Below are 20899 nucleotides of genomic sequence, written 5' to 3' on the forward strand. Positions count from 1 at the left end.
TTCTTCCGGTGTGGTCAAACTTGAATACAAGACAGCACCGGATTTCTTTTTATGGAGGCTGTCCAATGAAGAAAACAATCTACATATTGTTCATTCTGGTTTTGCTCTCAATGAATATGTCAAGCTATCATTACACTCTTAACAAACAAATCTATTACACTTTATTCTCCAATAAAGAAGCATTGATAATCGATTATACCTCAGAAATTAAAAGTGAGGACTTTATAAAGAGATTGGTCGCCTTCTCCAAAGAAAACAAAGTGAATATTTCTCAATACAATTTCTTAGATGAGAAGAGCTTAAACATCTATTCTACAAACCCTAAAAATGAACCATCAATACATAACGGCAATAAGCTTGTGTCAAATTTTCTAAGAGATCATTCAAATCAGAAGATGATCGGCAGCATTTCTTTTCCACTCTCGACATGGAAAATCAGATATTTTGATTTTAACCAAATAAAGAATATAGGCATAGGAAGCAAATTTTATATTTCATCTAACGATGAAAAGGTATTGGAAAAAGCACAAAACCTTTTTGCTGACTATGGTGAAGTAAGTTTTGAAAACATCACTGAGAATACTGCTTTTATGTTTAACAAAACTTTGCTTATGCTAGTGTTGCTTTCTATGCTGATTTTGTTTATTGGTGTCCTTTATTTTGTAATTAAAAATCGCAAACGGCTTCTGCTGCAAAAGTTATGGGGGTATTCCAAGGTTAAAACACTGCTTTCTTACCCAGCAATGTTTTTGAAGCCTCTAATTATAATCATATTTTGCGGTGCAATTATTGTGGCTTTGCTAACCTTTCCTTTCAGTTTAAATGACTGGCTGGCTGCATATCTTAGAATTTACATTAGGAACGCGGTGATTGGTGCGCTTATCATGATGGTATACACCATCATTGTTACCCTAATCTTGTTTAACAACAGCGACATTAGTGGTTCGATCAAAGGCAGCACACCGATTAAAAAATTCCAATGGTTATCTGTAGGCTTTAAAATTGTTGTCACGATATTGCTTTTCAATATTGTTGCGTTTTCACTTTCTAACTTATTCGATCTCAAACAGCAGCTTGATAATCAATCGTATTGGAAAAAGACACAAAACACTTATAAAACAAGCTTTGCAAATACCGGCATCGACTATGGTGATTTAAAATTAGACAGGGAGAAAAATGTTAGAGTTCGCGCGTTGTATCATCAATTAGAGAAGCATAAAAATGCGTTTGTCATTGATGCACAAAACTATGGTTTACTAAGAAAAGACGGGAAAAAAACTGTTTATTTTTACACCTTAAATACGACAAAGAAAAATGAAATTTATTCCCCTTCTGGACGCAGCATTACAATCAGCCCTAATTATTTAAAGGTAAATCCCATTGTCGGTGCTAATGGGGAAGCCATAAGCCAAAAGCAATTAAGGGTTGATTCAAATACATTGAACCTGCTTGTTCCACAAAAGTATGAAAAATATAAAGAAAAAATAATAGCTGCATACAGGGATCACTTTTTCTTTGACAAAGTTGAATTAGATAATATGTATAACAAGGAGATTAATCAACCTTTAAACACCCTCAAAAAAGATGAATTGAAAATCAACATCATTTATACTAAAAATAGACAGGAGTATTTCACCTTTAATAGTCAACTTGGTGATGCCGGCAATAAGAATAACATTGTTGATCCAATAGCTGCTGTTTTCACAGATAACGTTGATCCATCTGTTATAGGTGCTTACTCAACCTCATGTTTATTCTTTTCAGATTCTTCAAAAGGCATGGCGTATGATCGCATAGTTCCTTATTTGGAGAAGACCAATACCAGAGATCTAATTGATTCATCAATTTCGGTTTATCAAGAGTTAAGCGACAATATAGCAAGAATTCAGAATCAATTCTTACAGAATTTAATTGGCCTAACAATAACGGTTATCCTGTCCGCAGCCTTTCTTGTCGCTTATATTTGGTCGTATTACAGCGCAAATGCATATCGGCTGTACCTTAAAGAGCTTTTTGGATATTCATATTGGGCCAGAAATAAAAATTTAATCATCTTTTCCCTTTTAACCAATTGCCTTATAGGTTTAGGATGCAGTATTTATTACAAAATCTTCGAATTAACAATTTTCATCGCGCTGTTTATTGTAATCGAGCTGCTTATTCTTTATTTTCTGAGTGTCTATTTAAACAGGAAAAACATGAATAAGATCTTAAAAGGAGATAGAACATGATTACACTCAACAACATATCAAAGACTTTTGATGAAAAATCTGTTCTTTCGAATTTCTCTCTTCAGATAAAAGAAAATGAATTTGTTTCAATTGTTGGTAAGAGCGGTTCAGGGAAGACAACCCTTCTAAATATAATAGGCCTTCTTGATACTCCATACTCAGGAGATATTGAGATTTTAGGCTTTCGAAACCCTAAACCTAACGACGTGATGAAACTACGGAGAGAGAACTTAGGGTATATCTTTCAAAATTATGTCCTTATGGACAATGAAACAGTATTAACAAATTTACAACTTTCGACGGCTTATGCAAAAGACTTTAAGAAAGAAAAGTTGACAGAAGCTTTAGAAATGGTTGGTCTGGATAAAAGCTTTTTAAAGAAAAAGGTTTATCAACTGAGTGGCGGAGAGCAACAACGTGTGGCCATCGCAAGAATTATTTTGAAGCCTTGTGATATTATCCTGGCTGATGAACCGACAGGAAACTTAGACGAATATAACAAAAGCATTATTTTGTCTTTATTCCATCAGTTAAAAGGCATGGGGAAAACGATTATTTGTGTTACACATGATCAAGAAATCGCCAATGGGTCTGACAGAGTTATTAATCTTTCATAAGGAGAGGTTTAAATTGAAACACTTTACTTTTGCGTTATCAGCAAGCATCCTGGTCATTATTACCGGGGTGGTACACAGAATAATTTTTAGAATGTTTGGTTTACCTTTTGATCAAGCAGTAATCTTCTGGGGCGGATTTGTAGTTGTTTATTTTGTACTAGCTCTGCTTTCTTCTTTACTCTTTAGGAATTTAGGTTCAAACAGCAGAAATTACGAGGCTTAATAAAGGCTTTAATGCTTCCTCACGAAGTATCAAGAAGGGTACATGTTGTTCTAGAAGAAAGGACCGGCCAACACGCCGGTTTTTTTATGTAAGCATATTTGCAAAAAGAATCGCCATAATTTTGTATTTTTCCCGAAAATAATACTCTCATCTACAAAATATTACAAATTTCCCTCTTGCAAGGTGATAAAATCAGATTGCCTGCTAAGTGAGTAAGCAGCAGGCAACAAATCAAAAGGGGGCAATAAAAATGTTAAAAAGTAAATTCAAGAAGATAGCAGGAGCTACAGCACTGGTGGGGGCCTTGCTAGTATCTGGAGTACAAGCGGCTGATGCAGCAACTAAACCAGGAAATTTAATCCCAATTCGAAACAAACAATTTGATGATAAGGTTGAAGAATACAGATGGCTTGGTAATGATACTGTTAGAATTTTCTTTAGAGACAGTGAAGGAAAATATTATTGGGAAGATTTTGAGTGTGTAACTACAGAAGGCGGAGTTTGTTACGTATATGAATGAAGAAGTCTTATTCATAGTATATAGCGAAGATAAATCGTAATAAGTCCTATTTTTTCTCATTTTGTCTCAATATCTAAGTATACTTAGGATAATGAGACAAAATTTTTTATTCACTATTCAACTTCCTAGAATATATATTATGTAAACTAGAAATTGTGAAGAGAATATAAAAGTGGATCCATATTCTAAGAACATCCCCTTTTTGTAAGGTAATATTAAAAAACCTCTACGTCCTTAATAAATTAAATTGGTCATAAAAGTTTTTCAGTTTGAGTATTTTAATCGGTTATGTCACTTGTTGCTGGTCTTCTTGATCAAGTCCACGCCATCGTATGCCAGACTTTCCACACTTGCAGCCTTCTGCAGTATGTAATGATCAAAAAAGTTCTTCGTATAGTCTGTAACAAGATTTCGCATCTCCATGGCATCCCGTTCGCCTCTAAGTTCCTCATTCACACTGGTAAACACGATGTCGCAGTAATCTAAATGCGCAGCACGATCAACAGAGAAATAATAGGTATCCATGCTATTGTTAGCGCCAATGATCGCATTCATGTTATAGTTCGGTTCAGAAAACAGCAGCAAAAAGGGTTTCTTAAGGTCGCTGCCCTGAAGGCCGAACGCTCCGCTATCCAAGCCAATCCCGCAGATGAACCGTTCGTCGTCCCGGCAAACAATCGCCGTCGTAGGCCCTCCATAAGAATGTCCGACTATGCCCATGCCGATATCAAGCAACAATCTGCCCTTAAAGATGGAATTCAGCTCTCCAGAATCCAATTTGACAAGATAATCGGCTACATACCTTACATCTTCTGCCTGTAATTCACTATACTCTGTTAACTTGTCAAGTATCGGCAGTGTAAGCACGTTTTGGCACATCTCAATGGCAGTTTCATCGTCGGGCCGTATCTCCATCTTACCAGCCAAAGCCAGCATCTCCGGATCTTCAGAAAACGCCATAATGACATCCGAAAAATCCTTTGATACATTAAACAGGCGCCCATCTTTACGCTTATACATCGTGCTATTTTGATGGCCGATGCTTACTACAACATATCCCATGCTTGCCAAGTCTGTACAGATCACTGTACCCCATTCTGGAGAACCGCCCCCGCCGCAAACATAGAATAACACCGGATAGCGTTTTTCCTTCCCGGAGAGAGCAAGGTCGTCGTAACATTGGGTCTTGATATCTATAGAGTAAGCATCCTTCAACGCAGTGAGAAGCGGCTGCTCATCAAGCATTTCGCAGACTTCAGGAAACATGTACGCTGATGTAGTCTTCCCTTCGCTGCTGTCGGACGGATAGTACACAAACGCCGTCAGTTCTCTTTTTGTATGATCTGATGCCGTGTACTCAAAATCCATCTGGGTTCGGCCGACAGTATAGCCGCCAATTGGCTCTGGAAATGCGTCATACTTTTTCATTCTCTTGTTCCCCCTTACGTAATAAAAGTGGCGGATGTGAAATACACACATTGCGCTATAAACGCTTTTCAAAACTGTGAAACGATTACATCATATGTTCAGTGAATCATATCTACTCCTTGGCTTTCTTGAGATTGCTAACAACATTTGTACAGGCCCATATACTGTTTCAGAGTTCATCCGCCACGTAAACCTCCTTATATTGCTGTTTAAGATGACAAAAGCGGACATCGTTGCTGATGTCCGCCTTAAGCTTACTAATTGGGTTCTGTTCCCCAAATCAGTTTTCCTTGATGATATAATGTGATTTTTTTCGTTGTTTTAAACGTATTTGATTGGAAAAAGGAATAATCGCCGCTTTGTGCATAATTGCTCCAGTCATCATTGTGAAGACGAAGCTGAATATTCCCTGTGCTTGCTCCCGGTGACAGCGTTCCTGTTTTAAACCCCAGTTCCAGATAGGTATCTGCACCTTGCTTAGGTTTATGCAGCGTCACAAACTTGTGGGTCAGATTGCCGCATCCCATCTGCGCGTAGTCACAGTCAACGTTTTGGCCTTTGTTTTTCGCGTTATACCAATAACGGGCAGTGACATCTTTTAAATCAACCGTCGCATTGCCGTTATTTTTTATGTGAAGCTGCGGGCGGATTTGATTGCTGTTCACACGCCCATCCCCTGCTTTGTATTGTACAGAAACGCCTTTTTCCTGTGTGGGGTTATCTTGTGCTGGCGTTTCAGGGCCGTCCTTCGTTAAATCTTTAGTACCGCGAATGTTTTCTCTTACGAATGTTCCTGAAGCAGTTAAATCTGTAAGCGGCCAGCCGCCTGTTTTAGATGCTCCCGGCTTTAAAGCCGAAGATGATTCCTGCTTATCAGAAAGATTCCAGTTCACCCAGCTGATGTTCTTGCTGTCGAGATAATTCAGCCATTCCCGCGACTGGTCTAGGAATACACCGCCATTTCCAGACGCATCGCTTGTTCCCCATTCCGTCACGAAAATAGGCGCTCCTTTGCTGAGTGCGTAGTTTGCTTTATCCCGTAAAAATTGGCCGTGTGTGCCGGCATAAAAATGAAGCGCGTACATGACGTTTGCATCTTTTAACTGGTCATCGGCAGCATCATTCACATCCTGGCTCCATGTACCGGTTCCGACAATGATGATGTTGTCTGGATCATTTTTGCGGATAACGGAAATCACTTCTTCCGCATACGGTTTAATATCACGCTTCCAGTTCACGTCACCGTTTGGTTCGTTTGCAATTTCATAAATGACGTTTGGCGTGTTTCCGTAAAGACTTGACATCTCCTTGAAAAATTCTTTTGCCTTCTCTTTATTTTGGTTTGGGTTGCCGTCATTTAAAATATGCCAGTCAATGATGACATATATCCCAAGTTCTTTTGCCGCTTCAACCGCTTCTTTTACTTTATTTTTCACGGACGGGTTGTCAATATAACCGCCATCTGCCGTATACATCGCCGCGCGGAAAACGGTTATGCCCCAATCGTCTCTCAGCCATTTTAAGCTGTCTTTATTGACGAAATCTCCATACCATTGCAATCCATGTGAACTGATCCCTTTCAGTTGTACCGCTTTGCCGTCTCGGTTTACAAGTTGTGTACCTTTTATGCTAAGCTGACCATTCTTGGCTACTGGCGTTTTTGTCCCTGCTGCTGATGCCGGCGAAGGCAGCAAGCCGCCCATTGTCAATACCGCAATCAATAAACACGTAATAAAAATAGAAATTGACCGTTTCATATCTGATCTTTTCCTCCTTCGCATCATTTTGGCTCTTTCTTATGAGCTCGAACTCATTGTAAAAATCTTTCTCATGATTGTCTATCAACCTAATTTCTTGTTTTTGGGAGGTGTAAAAGCCTGTCAATTTGCTCTATCTCTATTGAATAAGACACACCTGACACATATAGAACAAAGAAAACCAGGCTGAATCGGGACTTTACACGTCATTTTTCAATCGAATCGAAAAATTAAATGTATTTCCAACGTAGACACGCTGAATGTGATGAGTCTCAATATGGCATTGAATCTTATGATTGCTGTAAGAAGACGAGTCCTTGTTAATTTAAGGTTGATGTAAGGTTCGGATTAATACGGGTTAAGGTTCGAGTTGTACAATAAGGTTGTACTTCAGTGAGGGATTCAGCCAGAAGAATTCCCCCTTCAATAAATCATAGAGGTGAAAAGGTTTGAGAGAAAATAAAATGTTGTCTTCATTATGTTACTTCAGTATATTTTTTGCGCCGTTTCTGTTTCCGATTATCGTCTATTTCTTAGGCCAGGACGATGTGAAATATCATGCGAAAAAATCTTTGTGGACGCATCTGATTCCTTATTTGATTTTTGGTATTGGCATCATCGCTTCAGGTTTACTTGGTATGAATGATATCAGACATGCCGGGCCTTTCCTGCTTGCGACGTATGCTGTTACATTCCTTGTGGCGATCTATTTTTTCATTTGGAACATTGTCAAAGGAATCAAAGTGTTTTCGGAACAATAGGAAAAAACGGTTCTGTTATTAATCAGCAGAACCGTTTTTTTGTATAGCCATTATGATAATTGTATATCTATCGTTGTCCCTTCTCCCGCGGTGCTGTGAATGGTGATGTCCCCTCCGTGCTTTTGGATAATATCCTTTGCTATGGCCATTCCAAGACCAGAGCCTGCATGCGTCGTTCCTGTATTTGTGCCCCTGTAATAGCGATCAAACACTTTTTCCAGCTCCTCTTCTTCTATCCCTTTGCCGTTGTCCTTAATTGTCACATGGGTCCGTTCTTTTTGTTCAAGCCGTACAACGATCTTCACATCAGGATCATTGTGAACGAGGGCATTTAAAATGAGATTCGTGACCGCTCTCCTAATCAATATCGCATCAAGGTTCAGCATCAGCTTTTCCACGTTCGTTTGAAGTTCAATGGACTTATCCGCATATCTAGAATCGTTTAACATATCAATTAACGTTTCCCGCAGCAGCGATACAAGGTTTACCCGTTCTGTATGTAACATCACATCGTTGTTTTTCAGCCTTGTCGTTAAATTTAAATCTTCCATCACATCTTTCATATAGAGGGATTTACTCTCAATGATCTGGGCGTACTCTCTGACCTGTTCGGCTGTGAGATGGTAATTTGGATCTTTGATGATTTCTGCATAGCCTTGAATAGATGCTAATGGTGTTTTAATGTCATGAGAAATATGACTGATCCACTCTTCACGCATTTGCTCTAATTTGTCTTTTTCTTTTTTGCTTGAAGATAGTTGTTCCGATAAGTGATTGACATTATAGAAGACATCTTTATAAATGCCTTTGGATTTCATTTTGATCGTATAATCTCCATTAGCTAACCGCTGGATTCCTTGAATGACACGGCCGAGCGGTTTTGTGAGCTGCCGGCTGAATAGATAGCCAATGAGTAACGCGATCAATGCATCTATTGATAATAATATGATGGTTCCTGCATTGAACTTCGTCACAAATTCCTTGGTATCATATGAGAGGACAAATTTCCCGAGAGAGGGATTTTTAAACCCTATAAAGTAACTGTACTCCTTGCCGTTTACTTTTTTTCCGCCGGCGTAAATGGTTGATAATAATCGTTCATCCTTGTATTTATGTAAATTTACAATTTCAATAGGCGTATATTTTTTCTTCAGTCCTTTAGGTTCTCTATCATGATAAACATCCTGTCCGTTTTCATCTAATATTTGAATCCATGCATTCTGCTCTTTTAAAGCTTTTTGGCCCTCTTTGTTTATTGTGATACCATTGTTCGATAACGTGACATATTGTCGGAATGATCTTGTGAAAGTTTCCGGTGTACTTTCTTCGTCATGTTGGCTGTTCGCCTGGAAAACGAGCCAAAACATAAAAATAAATAAATTAATGAAGACTGTAATGATGGTCACGATAATGACAGAGACCATATATCTGCCTGTTAATCGCCAATTCATCCTTACGCATCCTTTACAACAAATTTGTAGCCTAACCCTTTCACAGTGACGAGAAAGTCTGGTTTTGATGGGGTGTTTTCTATTTTCTCACGGAGCCTGCGTATATGAACCATCACCGTGTTGTCAGAACCGAAGAAATCTTCTCCCCATACAGCTTGATAGAGTGTTTCTTTACTGATCACCCGATTGGGATGCTGCAGAAAATAGGTCATAAGCATAAGTTCTTTAGGTGTTAACTCAATAGCCGCTCCATTTTTGGTGAGCTCGGCTTGTTGTTGGTTTAATTCAAATGGCCCTTTTTTTATTACGGTTCCGGTTTGAGAAGGCTGTAAGTAAGAGACCCGTCTCAGCTGCGCTTTGACCCGGTATGCGACTTCTTTAGGGCTGAAGGGTTTTGTAATGTAGTCGTCCCCGCCGATGGCAAGTCCTACAACTTTATCCGTTTCCTCCCCCTTTGCAGACAAAAAGATAATAGGAACGTGTGAAATGTCTCTTATTTGCTTGCAGATATCATAGCCTTCACCGTCTGGCAGCATGATATCCAATATCACCAGATCGGGATTTTCTTGATGAAATTGAGCCAATCCGTCACGGGCAGTCGAAGCGGTCACTACGCGATCAATGCCTTCTCTTATTAATACGGTTTTGATCAGTTCCAAAATTTCTTTTTCGTCGTCTATGATTAATACTTTGCTGTGAAGCCGTGACATATATTGATCACTCCTTGAAGTCATTGTCATTATTATACCCAATGTCTGTGTATCGTTAAAAAAATCAACACTTCTCTCCCACAGAAAAAAGCCAATTTTCTTTTTCAAGTAAGAAAATTGGCTTATTGCGATGCTGACGCCTTTAACGCTTTACAACAAATGTTGTCACGCTTTGAGCCGGAAGATGGGCCCAAAAATGATTGTCCGTTACTTTGAGATCCGTTCCAGGTTGAAGATTGCTGCTGCTGCTCGTGATCCATCTGGATACTTGCGAAGCAGTTCCATTCTGCAACACAAAGTTTTGGTTGACCCCTGTGTTATTTTTATTAATGGCAACAATCACGACTTTATTGTCTCCTTTATAGGCTGACACGTAAACATTCGGTTCAGGATTTTTCGTTGCATCAATCCTTACATAGCCTGGGCGCACAAATTTTGAGAAATGAGCCATATTGTATCCGCGTTTGCTGATCATCCCATCTTCTTTCATAGGGCCGTATGATCTGCGGATGTACCACCACACATAAGCTTGAAAATCTCCCTCTACCATTGAATGATGAATATGCTCTGAAACACCTAAAGCCTCAGGCCAGCGATCCGCTGAATTGTTGTCACTATTCGGATAGTATACCTCCGTCATCCATAGCTCTTTCCCTCCTCCTTTTTGTTTGAAAAGAGGATAAGGAAACTGACTGACCGGAGTGCCGTACAGGTGGGTTCCGAGGATATCCATATTCCTAAGCGCCTGCGGATCATTCAAAATGGGGTCCGATATATTTTTCAGGTATTGAAATGATTCCGGCGCAATCACACGGGCATTAATGGAACCGGCATTCTCTCTCATGAAACGCAGGATTTCTTGGGGCGTCCACCATGTCCATTCGTGAGCGTAATCAGGCTCGTTTTGCATAGAAATCGCATACAGATTCACACCGTTACTCTTCATGAAATTAACGAAATCGTTAAGATGCTGCGCGTATGCGGCGTACTTATCGTATCTCAGCCGCTTAGCTGTTGTGTCACCATTATGATTGAAAGTCTCAACCATATCGTTTGGCGGATTCCAAGGGGAAGCAAAAACGATTGCTCCATGTTTGATCGCACTCTTTGCAGTCTCCACTTCCTTGTACCAATTATTTCTATTTTCATCTACATGAATTCTTAAGACCGAAAAACCTAACTGATTCTGTCCATTGCCAAAAGCGGTCTCCCGTTGAGCCGCAGTCAAGTCTCCAATCCAAGCCGGGTGGTTCATTCCTCCAAAACCGCGAATCACTTGTCTTTCTGCAGATATATTAACTGTTGCATCACTTGCTGCTGAAACTTCAGTAACTCCCGGTCCTAAGAGCATGACGGACAGCATTGTGAAACATACCAATAATACACAAATTGTTTTTTTTACGCTCGATATCATTTTTTCCTCTCCTTCATATGTCGTTTATGGACTTAGAAAACGTACCTTTGTCTCCCTTTGCTTATCTTTGTGTAAACTGCCAGTAATCGAAATTGAACAAGTTTCCTGTACCAGTTCCGGTAAATACAAAGAATACGTTGTGAACACCGGATGCGCCGCTTACCGCAGTTTCTATTTCTCTCCAGGATTGCGTTCCGCCTGTGGAAGGGACATTCAAGGTTCCGACAAGCTTACCGTTTGCACTATCTAGCCGCACTTCTATTTTCCCGCCAAGAGCGGACGCTACATTTGCTTTAAACGTCCTGGCACCGCCTGACCCGAAATCTGCATTTCCAACAGCAATCCAGTCTCCGTTATGAATGTTTGTGACATGTTGATTATTGACCGGGCCGCCGGGTGCTGAGGATGCCTCTGTCAAAATCCGTCCGTTCCAGGCAAACGTTTCCGCTTCTACGCGGTGATATGGATTCAAATTGGATAGCTGTTTGACACCTGCAAAATTTGCCGCTACCTCTTGCAGGGAGCCATCTGGATTATGCACAAGCTTATTAATATGGGGAGAACGGTATCCTTTGCCGGCCCCGTAAAGAGCGGAGCTGACAGTTTGAGTATGATACACCACATACCACTCGTTTTTAAAATTGAAAACAGCATGGTGATTGTTCCCGCCGCCTCCGAAAAATGCTCCCGGATTTTTCAGAAAGTGCCCTCTATACGAAAAAGAATCCATAGGACTTGAGCTGGTCATATAACCGATCTCACCTGGAGGTTTATCGGCCGGGTGCGCGCCCCCGAAATTGATACAATAGGAATAGTAATATTTTCCGTTATACTTATGCATTCCCGAATCTTCAAACATAAAAGGCGCATCAATCGTAGACGCACTTCCGGCAACACTGGTCATATCAGGACCTAATTTCATGACTCTTGCTGTTTTAGGATTGGCCCATTGTCCCTGCGTTGGATTTGAACCGCCCGGAACGCCTCCGCCGGCATATAGGTAACCGGTACCGTCATCATCTACGAATACTGCCGGATCAAAAAGCCATACAACGCCGGACATTCCTGGCGTATTTGGCGTTACCAGCGCTTTTCCGATCGGATCTGTCCATGGGCCGGTCGGGCTGTCTGCGGTGAGAACCCCGATACCTCCGCCGCCGTTTGCGAAATAAAGGAAAAATTTATCCTTACCGTTGATCTTTTTCACCGCGGCTGACGGGGCCCATGATGCTCCTGCCCATTTGGCAATCCCCCGGCCGCCATTCACCCCATTGGCACCCGCTGCGGGAATCGCTCCGTGATCTGTCCAGTTCACCATATCCGCTGAAGATATGACGGATATTTTATTCAAATTGGCAAATGAATTATCCTTAATCGTTTCGTCGCTGTTATATTCATAGTCATCGCTTGACATATAGATGTAGACTCTTCCGTTATAGGTCAGCGCAAACGGATCTGCGCCCAGATGATGGTCGATAAGCGGATTTGAATTCCCAACATGTTTTGCAATTGGAGTGCTGGCAGCATACGCAGACTTCTCAATGAAGCAACTCAATAATAAAGCTAGGACCCATAGGCATACGCAACATTTTTTACACATAACTTAACGCTCCTCCTTTTTATTTAAATTTAGGTAACTTTTACCATCTGAGAACAAATTGCAGTACCGGCAGTAAAAAGCAGACTCCGCAGTTAAGCAACTCAATAATAGAGCTAGTACCTATAAACATACGCTACACTTTTTTCTAATAACTTGACATCCTCCTTTTTCCTTAAAATGTATGATGATTTTTTTACCATTTGATGACAACTGGTCATCAAGAACGGCTCTGGAGTAAGCCTTACGAACACAGGAGTATGACTCTCGCCTTTTTAATAAAAACGCTGCTGAGTGCCAGGCCAGCGGCGTTTTACACTTGAACATTTACATTTTGTCAAACTTCGTGTCGCCAGCAAACGATCCCATTGACAGTTGTTCTTCAAGAACAAGTCCGTGATGATGCCGTTCTTCAATCCTTTTGATAATAGATCGAATTGTATCCGTATTTTCTTCGATATTGTCAGGATCAAAGATGGTCACATGGTCTCCTTTTAATTTGTACTCAAGGTAATGCTGTGCGGTTGATTGCGTCCATCCTCTATCGGTCAACTCGCCGCATAGAAAATGATGAATGTTTGCGTTCACCGCGCCGGAATTGATCAGTTTATTGTGATATGTGAGATAGCTTCTGATTTTATCCTTAATGGAAGGAATGGTTAATAGTTCTCTATAATAATCCGGAATGATATCCAGATTCCGATGAATGATCTCTTCGGTTTCCTCTTCCGAAAAATAATTCACCGAAACGGCTCTTTTAGAATCAAGCATCATAATGTCCGATACGATGCGTCCGCGCTTCTCCAAGGCTTTGGCAACCTCAAAAGCCAAATTCGACCCCGAGGAGTAACCGAGTAAAACAAAGGGCCCTTGTTCCTGAATGCCTATCATGCTTTCTGCATACCGGTCAACGATCTCTTGCTCGTAAGACGGCTCTTCTAGGAAATCAGCGGCATAGACGGTGCAGCGGCCGTCAAGTCTTTTCGCCATTTCATTATAGACCAGCCCGTACCCGATTAAAGGCGGGAAACAGAACACAGGGATTGAACCGTTCTGATTCATCTTGACGAATACGTTATCCGTCTTGGACTCGAAAACTGCCGCTTGAATGGCGCGTGCCATTGTTTCGATGGTAGGAAAATCGTATACGGCTTGATAATGCATTTTGATTCCCATACGGTCGTTGATTTGATGAATTACTTGCAATACTTTGAGCGAATGGCCGCCAACGTCAAAGAAGTTATCTTTAATTCCCGGGTCGCTGAGAGCTAAAATGTTCTTCCATATCTCGGCCAGCTGCTTTTCAATTAACGTTCCGGGCGCTTTGTATTCGGTTCCGGTAAGTCTATTTCCCTCAGGAGCCGGCAAAGCTTTTCGATCGATTTTTCCATTTGCGGTTATCGGCATCTTCTCCATTTGGACAAAGTAAGCCGGTATCATATAAGCGGGCAGTTTATTCAGCAAATGGCGCTTCAGCTGCGCCGTATTTAATGAATCGTCTCCTGACAAGTAGGCGCACAGCTGCTTTGAGCCCTCTTCTTCAATTGCGATGACGACCGCTTCTTTGACAGATTCCAGTTGCAATAAAGCCGCTTCGACCTCGCCAATTTCAATCCGATAGCCCCGGATTTTTACCTGATGATCAATTCTTCCCAAATACTCGATATTGCCGTCAGGCAGCCACCGGGCGACATCTCCCGTTTTGTACATTTTTTCGCCTGCGGCAAACGGGTGTTCAACAAATTTCTCAGCCGTTAATTCCGGGTGGTTCAAATATCCTCTGGCCAGTCCCTCTCCTGCCACATAGAGTTCGCCCGGTATGCCCATTACCTGAATGTGCTGATATTCGTCCAAAATATACGCTTGCAGAGTAGGAATAGGTTGTCCGATGTTGCTTCTGCCCTCGTCGATTTCCCGTTCCGTGATTTCTTTATATGTGACATGAACGGTGGTCTCGGTGATGCCGTACATATTGATTAATTGGGTTAAAGGATATTTAAGCTTCCAGTCTTTCAAGAAGGATGGATTTAACGCCTCTCCGCCAAATATGATTTTTCGGATGTTTAAATTGGATTCGGGATCTGCTCTCTCCTCCTGCATCAGTTGATAGAAATAACTCGGCGTTTGATTTAAAATAGTCACAGCTTTCGATTTTAACAATTGCAAATACCTTTCCGGGTTTTTTGCTATTTGTTTCGGAACAATCACTAATTTGCCCCCATACAGCAGCGCTCCGTACATTTCCCATACTGAAAAGTCAAAGCAGAAGGAATGAAACAAAGTCCATGTGTCCGATGCATTAAAATCAAAAACATTTTTGTTGTTAAATAACAGACGAACCACGTTTTTATGTTCAATGAGCGTGCCTTTCGGATTCCCCGTTGTTCCTGATGTATAAATAACGTAGGCTAAATGATTTGGCATCACGTTCAGATTGAGATTAGATGCTTCGGCGCCGTATGATGACGGATCGTCAAGGAAGACAGTATGACTTTGATAATCGGTACCTTCCAGAAGATGATGCTGCAATAATAAGATAGAGACGTTAGAATCCTCAAGCATATAATGGATGCGTTCTTTCGGATAATCCGGATCGATCGGTACGTAAACGCCCCCGGCTTTCAAAATAGCAAGGATGCCTATCACCATCTCCGGTGAACGTTCGGCCATAATGCCGACAAGCTCCTCGGCCTGAAGTCCTTTGGCAACCAAGGTTCGGGCCAGCTGATTGGCGCGTTCATTTACTACCCGATACGTCAGCTCCTTATCTTCAAAAACAATCGCCGCTTGCTCCGGCGTTCGCTCCGCTTGTTCTTCAAACAATTGATGAATCGTCTTTTCCTTTGGATACTCAGCCGCCGTATCGTTGAACTTATCTATCAGGAGCGATCGCTCATCCGCTGTTACGATATCAAGGTCTTGAACGCGAATTTCCTGATCGTCCGCCATTTGCTTCATGATTTGCATGAAATGCGTCTGCATCCGTTCGACACTTGCTTGGTCATAAACATCGCGATTGTATACAAAACGAATGTCAATTTCTCCATCCGGCATCACTATAAAAGTAAAGTCGTAATGAGTATGTTCTTCCATATGAAAATCGAGAATGTCTAATGCGTTGTCATCCTGCTTCATATGTTCTATTTGTTTCTCAACCGGGTAATTCTCAAATACCATAATATGATTGATCAACTGCTGCTTTTGCTCAGTTTGAGCCTGAATGTCATACAACGGAAATGTATCATATTCTTGAGAAGCCAGTGCCCGCTCCTGGTTCATTTTCAATACTTGTGCAGCTGTCATTTCAGGCTGCGTATGAATACGTACGGGAATGGTATTGATAAATAAACCGACCATGGTTTCAATTCCCGGAATTTCTGCCGGTCTGCCGGATACGACCTTGCCGAAGACGACATCCTGACTCCCGTTGTATCTTTGCAGCAATAAGCCCCATGCGGTTTGTATCCATGTATTGACGGTGACTTGCTGGCGGCTTGCGGCCCGTTTTATTTCGTCTGTGAGCCGCTTTCCCAAACGAAACTCATGCTCACCTTTTTCGTATCCTTTCGCCCGGTCGGAAGATTGTTCTTGTAACAAAACAGTCTGCCCTTCATAACCTTCTAAATAGTTACGCCAATAGGCTGACGCCTGCTTGTGATCTTGTTGATCCAGCCATTCGATATATCGGCTGTATGGAGTGACGGCTCCCCGCTTCGGCTGCCTTTGCTCGAGTATCGCATAATAGGTTTCAAACACTTCTTTCGTAACAAGAGGCAAACACCAGCCGTCCATTAAAATATGATGAAAGCTCCATATCAACCGCGCTTGGTCTTCCTCTGTCCGCAGGATCGATACGCGCATTAAAGCATCCCGGGTGAGATTGAATCCCCGCGCCTTATCTCTTCTTGCAAAATCGGCAATAAACTCGCTGCGCTGATGACTGTTCATGCTGCGAATATCTTCAACGGCTGTTTCAATCGGCTTTTGCCGGAATACAATCTGCAAAGGCTGATCTTTCCATTCTGTATAAAAAAGAGTCCGAAGAATGTCATATTTTCCGGCCAGATGCGCCAAACTCATCCTGAATGCATCGATATCCAAGAAACCTTTCAGATCAAAGGCGGCTTGTTCAAAGTAAGCTTCGGAAGCTGAATCGATCAAGCTGTGGAACAACATTCCTTTCTGCATGGGGGTTAATGGGTATATATTTTCAATGTCACCGAGATGATTCGTTTGCTGTACAAATTGATCCAGTTCACCGATCGTTATACCTTTTAACGAAATATCGCTTGGCGTCAGGTGAATTTGATCTTGAGCATCACAATGTGCGATGACTTGCTGCAGGCTGCTTTTTAAGAGTGCGGCACAGGCTTCCATTGTTTCTCTTTGATATTGTTTACCGCAATAGCTGATGGCCAGCGACAATCGGCCGTCTGAAATCATGCCGTTGATATCAAGTGTATAGGTCAAGGGACGATTGTCACTGGCTGTTTTCCCGCTTGAGTAAGGGGATACCTCCATCTTGCCGTTCCGGACATCTTGATCAAATTGACCCAAATAATTGAAACGTATTTCCGGATGTCCGGTCCATTCATGTGCCTTCGGGTGATCGGACAAATATTTGATCAGGCCGTAACCTATTCCTTTTTGGGGGATCTGACGCAAATTTTCTTTCACTGTTTTAATCCGCTGCTGGATATCTTGATCAGCTTTGATTTGAAGCGAAACCGGATATAGGCTTGTGAACCATCCCACCGTACGCGAAATATCGAGATCCGGAATGATAGACTCTCTGCCGTGTCCTTCAAGATCAATGAGAATGTCTTCACATCCGGACCAACGATGAATAGCAGTTCCCAGACCGGTCAGTAATAAATCGTTCATATCGGTCGAATAAGCCCGGTGAGCGTTTTTTAATAAACGTTCGGTTTCCTCAACGGTCCATTGAACGATGACCGTTTCCTTGTCTTTGGCCAGACCGGTCTCCTGTTCATTGTCCTTTGGCAATGTATGCTGCGGATTATGTTTCTGTCTGAACCAGTATTGATTTTCCGCTTCGAATTCCTGACTTTCTGCATAACGATTCAACTGTTCAGCCCATAACAGGTAAGAGTCCGTTTTCTTCGGAAGCCGGATCGCTTCGCCGTTTTGAAGCTGATCATAAGCTGCCGCTATATCCTCAAGTAAAATCCTCCACGATACGCCGTCGATGACCAGATGATGAACCGCAATCAGCAAATGATCTCCCTCTTGACACCGGAACAATCCCAGTTTCATGAGCGGTCCTTCGGCTAAATGAATGGATTGCTGAATCTCATTGGAAATGGTTTCAATCGTCTGGGACACATTGTTTTCTTCGCGTAATGAGATCACTTCAAGGCTGAACAGATCACCTTCATCGATCCCGCGATTTCGGGCTTCATATCCATCTTCTGTCGGAACATAGACCATGCGCAAAGCATCGTGATGCTCCGTGATCTTCTTCATGACGTCCCGAAGCTTTGATTCATCCAGTCCCTCTTTCCAATAAAGCATAACCGCTTGATTATAATGGTGTAATTCCGGGTATTTCTGGTCAAAAAACCAATGCTGTATCGGGGTCAGCAGCGCCCGGCCTTTGATTTCTCCTTGTTCTGCGATTCGGGTTACCGGCTCTACGTATAGAACAAGCTCGGAGATCGTTGGGTATTTAAACAAGTGTTTGATTTCAAACTTATACCCGGCTTGGTATAATCTTGAGGACACTTGAATCGACTTAATGGAATCGCCCCCCAATTCGAAGAAATGATCTGAGATTCCGACCCGTTCTAAGCCTAAGACCGACTCCCACACCGCGGCCAGTATTTTTTCCAGTTCTGTTCGAGGAGCTTCATAGTTCATGCCTGTAAGATTCTCTCTTGGAGAAGGAAGGGATTTACGGTCTATTTTCCCGTTGAAAGTAAGCGGCATCTCTTCCAGCTGAACGAAATACGCAGGTATCATATAGGATGGAAGCTGCCGGGACAGCTCTTCACGGAGCTCGCCTGCAGTTAAAGCATGTTGTGCGGTATAATAGGCGCACAAGGATGTTTCCCCATCGATTTCCCGGGCGATAACGATGGCTTCTTTGATCGCCGGCAGCTGAAAAAAAGCGCCTTCGACTTCGCCGATTTCAATGCGGTAACCGCGGATTTTCACCTGGTGATCAATCCGGCCCAAATACTCGATATTGCCGTCCGGCAGCCATCTTGCCAAGTCTCCCGTCCGGTATATCCGTTCTCCTGATGCAATCGGATGGTTTACAAACTTCTCGGCCGTCAGTTCGGGACGATTCAAGTAGCCCCTTGCAAGCCCATCGCCCGCTATGCACAGTTCTCCCGCCACACCGATCGGCTGCATATGTTCCAAATCAGCATGTAATATATACAATTGAATGTTGGAAATCGGTTTGCCTATCGGAATCGATGCATACATTTCTTCCGTCTGGCAATCAAAGTATGATACATCAATTGTTGCCTCAGTCGGTCCGTACAAGTTGATGATTTGAGCCTGGCTCACCGACGTTATGATGCGTTTGAAGCCTGCGACATGTACAGGCTTCAAAGCCTCACCGCTTGCAAACACATGTCTTAATGACGCTAATTTTTGTTTCAACATCCCGCTTGGCTTCTGATCCATGGATTCCAGGAAGGCATGCAGCATCGCCGGTACAAAATGCATTGTGCTGACACCTTTTTGTGCAATTGTATCTAAAATCAGCTCGGGATTCTTTTCTCCTCCGTTTGGCAACAGAACCAATCTGGAACCTGATATCGTCCACCAGAACAGTTCCCACACTGATACATCAAAGATGATCGCAGTTTTTTGCAGAATCGCATCCCGCTCATCGAGAGGGTATTTTTCCTGCATCCACACCAGCCGATTGATGACCGACCGGTGCTCAACCATAACCCCTTTCGGCTTACCCGTTGAACCCGATGTATAAATAACATAGGCCAGATGATCCGGACCAGCAGCCGGCTCTACATTCGACCCGTCTCCACAAAAGTTTTGCGGATCTTTCATATCCAGCACTTTCCCCGTAAAAGGTACTCTCTCTTGCGATTGATTCTGCACGAGTAACAACTTCGTATCCGAATCCTCCAATATGTATCGAACCCGTTCCTCCGGATAGCCCGGGTCAATCGGTACATACGCCCCGCCGGCTTTCAAGATCCCGAAGATCCCTACAATCATATCCAGGGAGCGTTCGGCCATAATCCCGACCGGCTGATCCGGCTGCACGCCCTCAGATTGCAGTGTCCGAGCGAGTTGATTCGCCCTTTCATTCAATTCCCGGTACGTCAGACGGCTATCCTCGTAGACAACAGCCGTTTGATCAGGGGTACGTTCCGCTTGTTCCTCCAAAAATTGATGAATCGTTTTTTCTTTTGGATACTCTGCAGCCGTTTGATTATAGGCGATGAGTTGATTTGTCTCTGAGTCTGACAGAATATTAAGCTGTCGGATCATAAGGTCGGGTTGGAATAACAAAATCGAAAAAATCCGGTTTACATGTTCGATCACTTGCATCATATACTGGCGATCATAAGCTTGTTCATTATAAGTTAACTTTAAATGAATCGAATCATTTTCTATAGAAAACTGAAATAACGTATCAGCAGCAGCCGTTTCTATAAAACGAATGGGGTGAAGCTGATCTAGTGATACGATCGTGTGAATCATTGGCAAATGATTTGAATCGTAGTTCAGATTTAATGGACCGGCCATTTTATCGAAAGGAACGTGCTGATGTAAAATGGCTCCGTTCAGCGTATGCTTGAATTCATTAAATATGGATTTAAACGTGCCGTCCGCATTTATGTTTTGTTTGATTAACATGACTTGATCTAAACGAAGGTCTTCATCGGTTTCGTCTTCAAAGGTCGGTACACCTACAATAACGCCCTCTTCCCCCGTATATTTGTACAAAAGACACTCGATTCCGACCAGGAGAACCATATAAACGGCCATTGGCGATTTATTCGTCATCTTCATGATGCGCAGGGATACATCGGAGCTCAATGAACTGTGAATACGGTTGGGTGCACTCGGCGCCTCGTGCTCTATTGTTGAGTCCGACATTTGAAACGAAGGGATTGCACTGGGACGATCTTCCGCATCGAACATGCTGCTCCAGAACAACTCCTGTTGCTTAAATTCTGACATTAA

General features: G+C 42.3%; 12 protein-coding genes. 5 read left to right on the forward strand and 7 right to left on the reverse strand.

Annotation, left to right across the window (positions count from 1 at the left end; all coding sequences use genetic code 11):
* The first annotated feature begins 65 nt into the window (after positions 1–65).
* From NYE42_RS10205 to NYE42_RS10220, 4 genes are all read left to right on the forward strand, one after another.
* Complete coding sequence (locus tag NYE42_RS10205) at positions 66–2231, forward strand: DUF1430 domain-containing protein (RefSeq protein ID WP_352426992.1); 2166 nt, start codon at positions 66–68, stop codon at positions 2229–2231.
* A complete protein-coding gene (locus NYE42_RS10210) occupies positions 2228–2848 on the forward strand; it encodes an ABC transporter ATP-binding protein (RefSeq protein WP_059367392.1) in 621 nt (206 codons plus the stop codon). Before NYE42_RS10205 ends, NYE42_RS10210 begins: the two co-directional genes overlap by 4 nt.
* 13 nt (positions 2849–2861) lie before the next feature.
* Positions 2862–3071 (forward strand): bacteriocin-like WGxF protein, encoded by a 210-nt coding sequence (locus NYE42_RS10215; RefSeq protein ID WP_144664855.1) that lies wholly within the window; start codon positions 2862–2864, stop codon positions 3069–3071.
* Between the two features lie 250 nt (positions 3072–3321).
* Entirely contained in the window at positions 3322–3591 is a 270-nt protein-coding gene (locus tag NYE42_RS10220) for a hypothetical protein (protein ID WP_052250225.1), read from the forward strand.
* A gap of 291 nt (positions 3592–3882) precedes the next feature.
* On the opposite strand, the gene NYE42_RS10225 is transcribed toward NYE42_RS10220, so the two are convergent.
* Complete coding sequence (locus NYE42_RS10225) at positions 3883–5019, reverse strand: choline esterase (RefSeq protein WP_039063171.1); 1137 nt, start codon at positions 5017–5019, stop codon at positions 3883–3885.
* 257 nt (positions 5020–5276) lie between these two features.
* Positions 5277–6776 carry a cellulase family glycosylhydrolase gene (locus NYE42_RS10230; RefSeq protein WP_352426993.1) on the reverse strand — a complete coding sequence of 500 codons (1500 nt, stop codon included), beginning with the start codon at positions 6774–6776 and terminating at the stop codon, positions 5277–5279.
* Positions 6777–7225: 449 nt separating this feature from the next.
* Here NYE42_RS10230 and NYE42_RS10235 point away from each other — a divergent pair, with 449 nt between their 5' ends.
* A complete protein-coding gene (locus NYE42_RS10235) occupies positions 7226–7537 on the forward strand; it encodes a DUF4870 domain-containing protein (RefSeq protein WP_007410147.1) in 312 nt (103 codons plus the stop codon).
* A gap of 50 nt (positions 7538–7587) precedes the next feature.
* Here the strand turns inward: NYE42_RS10235 and NYE42_RS10240 are convergent, their stop codons facing one another.
* The 5 genes from NYE42_RS10240 to bamC all read right to left on the reverse strand — a co-directional run bounded on the left by NYE42_RS10240 (position 7588) and on the right by bamC (position 20896).
* Positions 7588–8988, reverse strand: coding sequence for a HAMP domain-containing sensor histidine kinase (locus NYE42_RS10240; protein WP_352426994.1), 1401 nt, complete (start codon positions 8986–8988; stop codon positions 7588–7590).
* Positions 8989–8990: 2 nt separating this feature from the next.
* The gene (locus tag NYE42_RS10245; RefSeq protein ID WP_094032674.1) at positions 8991–9698 is read right to left on the reverse strand and encodes a response regulator transcription factor; all 708 of its coding nucleotides are present in this window, start codon (positions 9696–9698) and stop codon (positions 8991–8993) included.
* 142 nt (positions 9699–9840) lie between these two features.
* Positions 9841–11112, reverse strand: a complete 1272-nt coding sequence (locus NYE42_RS10250; protein WP_352426995.1) for a glucuronoxylanase — start codon at positions 11110–11112, stop codon at positions 9841–9843.
* A gap of 61 nt (positions 11113–11173) precedes the next feature.
* The gene (locus NYE42_RS10255; RefSeq protein ID WP_352426996.1) at positions 11174–12712 is read right to left on the reverse strand and encodes a glycoside hydrolase family 43 protein; all 1539 of its coding nucleotides are present in this window, start codon (positions 12710–12712) and stop codon (positions 11174–11176) included.
* Positions 12713–13036: 324 nt separating this feature from the next.
* Positions 13037–20896 carry a bacillomycin D non-ribosomal peptide synthetase BamC gene (gene bamC / locus NYE42_RS10260; RefSeq protein ID WP_352426997.1) on the reverse strand — a complete coding sequence of 2620 codons (7860 nt, stop codon included), beginning with the start codon at positions 20894–20896 and terminating at the stop codon, positions 13037–13039.
* Positions 20897–20899 lie beyond the last annotated feature (3 nt).

This window comes from Bacillus sp. FSL K6-2865, from assembly GCF_040311405.1.
Classification (GTDB): Bacteria; Bacillota; Bacilli; order Bacillales; family Bacillaceae; genus Bacillus; species Bacillus velezensis.

Coding starts and splice junctions, on each gene's coding strand:
- NYE42_RS10205 (WP_352426992.1), top strand. CDS start 66: ATGAAGAAAACAATCTACATATTGTTCATTCTGGTTTTGCTCTCAATG.
- NYE42_RS10210 (WP_059367392.1), top strand. CDS start 2,228: ATGATTACACTCAACAACATATCAAAGACTTTTGATGAAAAATCTGTT.
- NYE42_RS10220 (WP_052250225.1), top strand. CDS start 3,322: ATGTTAAAAAGTAAATTCAAGAAGATAGCAGGAGCTACAGCACTGGTG.
- NYE42_RS10225 (WP_039063171.1), bottom strand. CDS start 5,019: ATGAAAAAGTATGACGCATTTCCAGAGCCAATTGGCGGCTATACTGTC.
- NYE42_RS10230 (WP_352426993.1), bottom strand. CDS start 6,776: ATGAAACGGTCAATTTCTATTTTTATTACGTGTTTATTGATTGCGGTA.
- NYE42_RS10240 (WP_352426994.1), bottom strand. CDS start 8,988: ATGAATTGGCGATTAACAGGCAGATATATGGTCTCTGTCATTATCGTG.
- NYE42_RS10245 (WP_094032674.1), bottom strand. CDS start 9,698: ATGTCACGGCTTCACAGCAAAGTATTAATCATAGACGACGAAAAAGAA.
- NYE42_RS10250 (WP_352426995.1), bottom strand. CDS start 11,112: ATGATATCGAGCGTAAAAAAAACAATTTGTGTATTATTGGTATGTTTC.
- NYE42_RS10255 (WP_352426996.1), bottom strand. CDS start 12,712: ATGTGTAAAAAATGTTGCGTATGCCTATGGGTCCTAGCTTTATTATTG.
- bamC (WP_352426997.1), bottom strand. CDS start 20,896: ATGTCAGAATTTAAGCAACAGGAGTTGTTCTGGAGCAGCATGTTCGAT.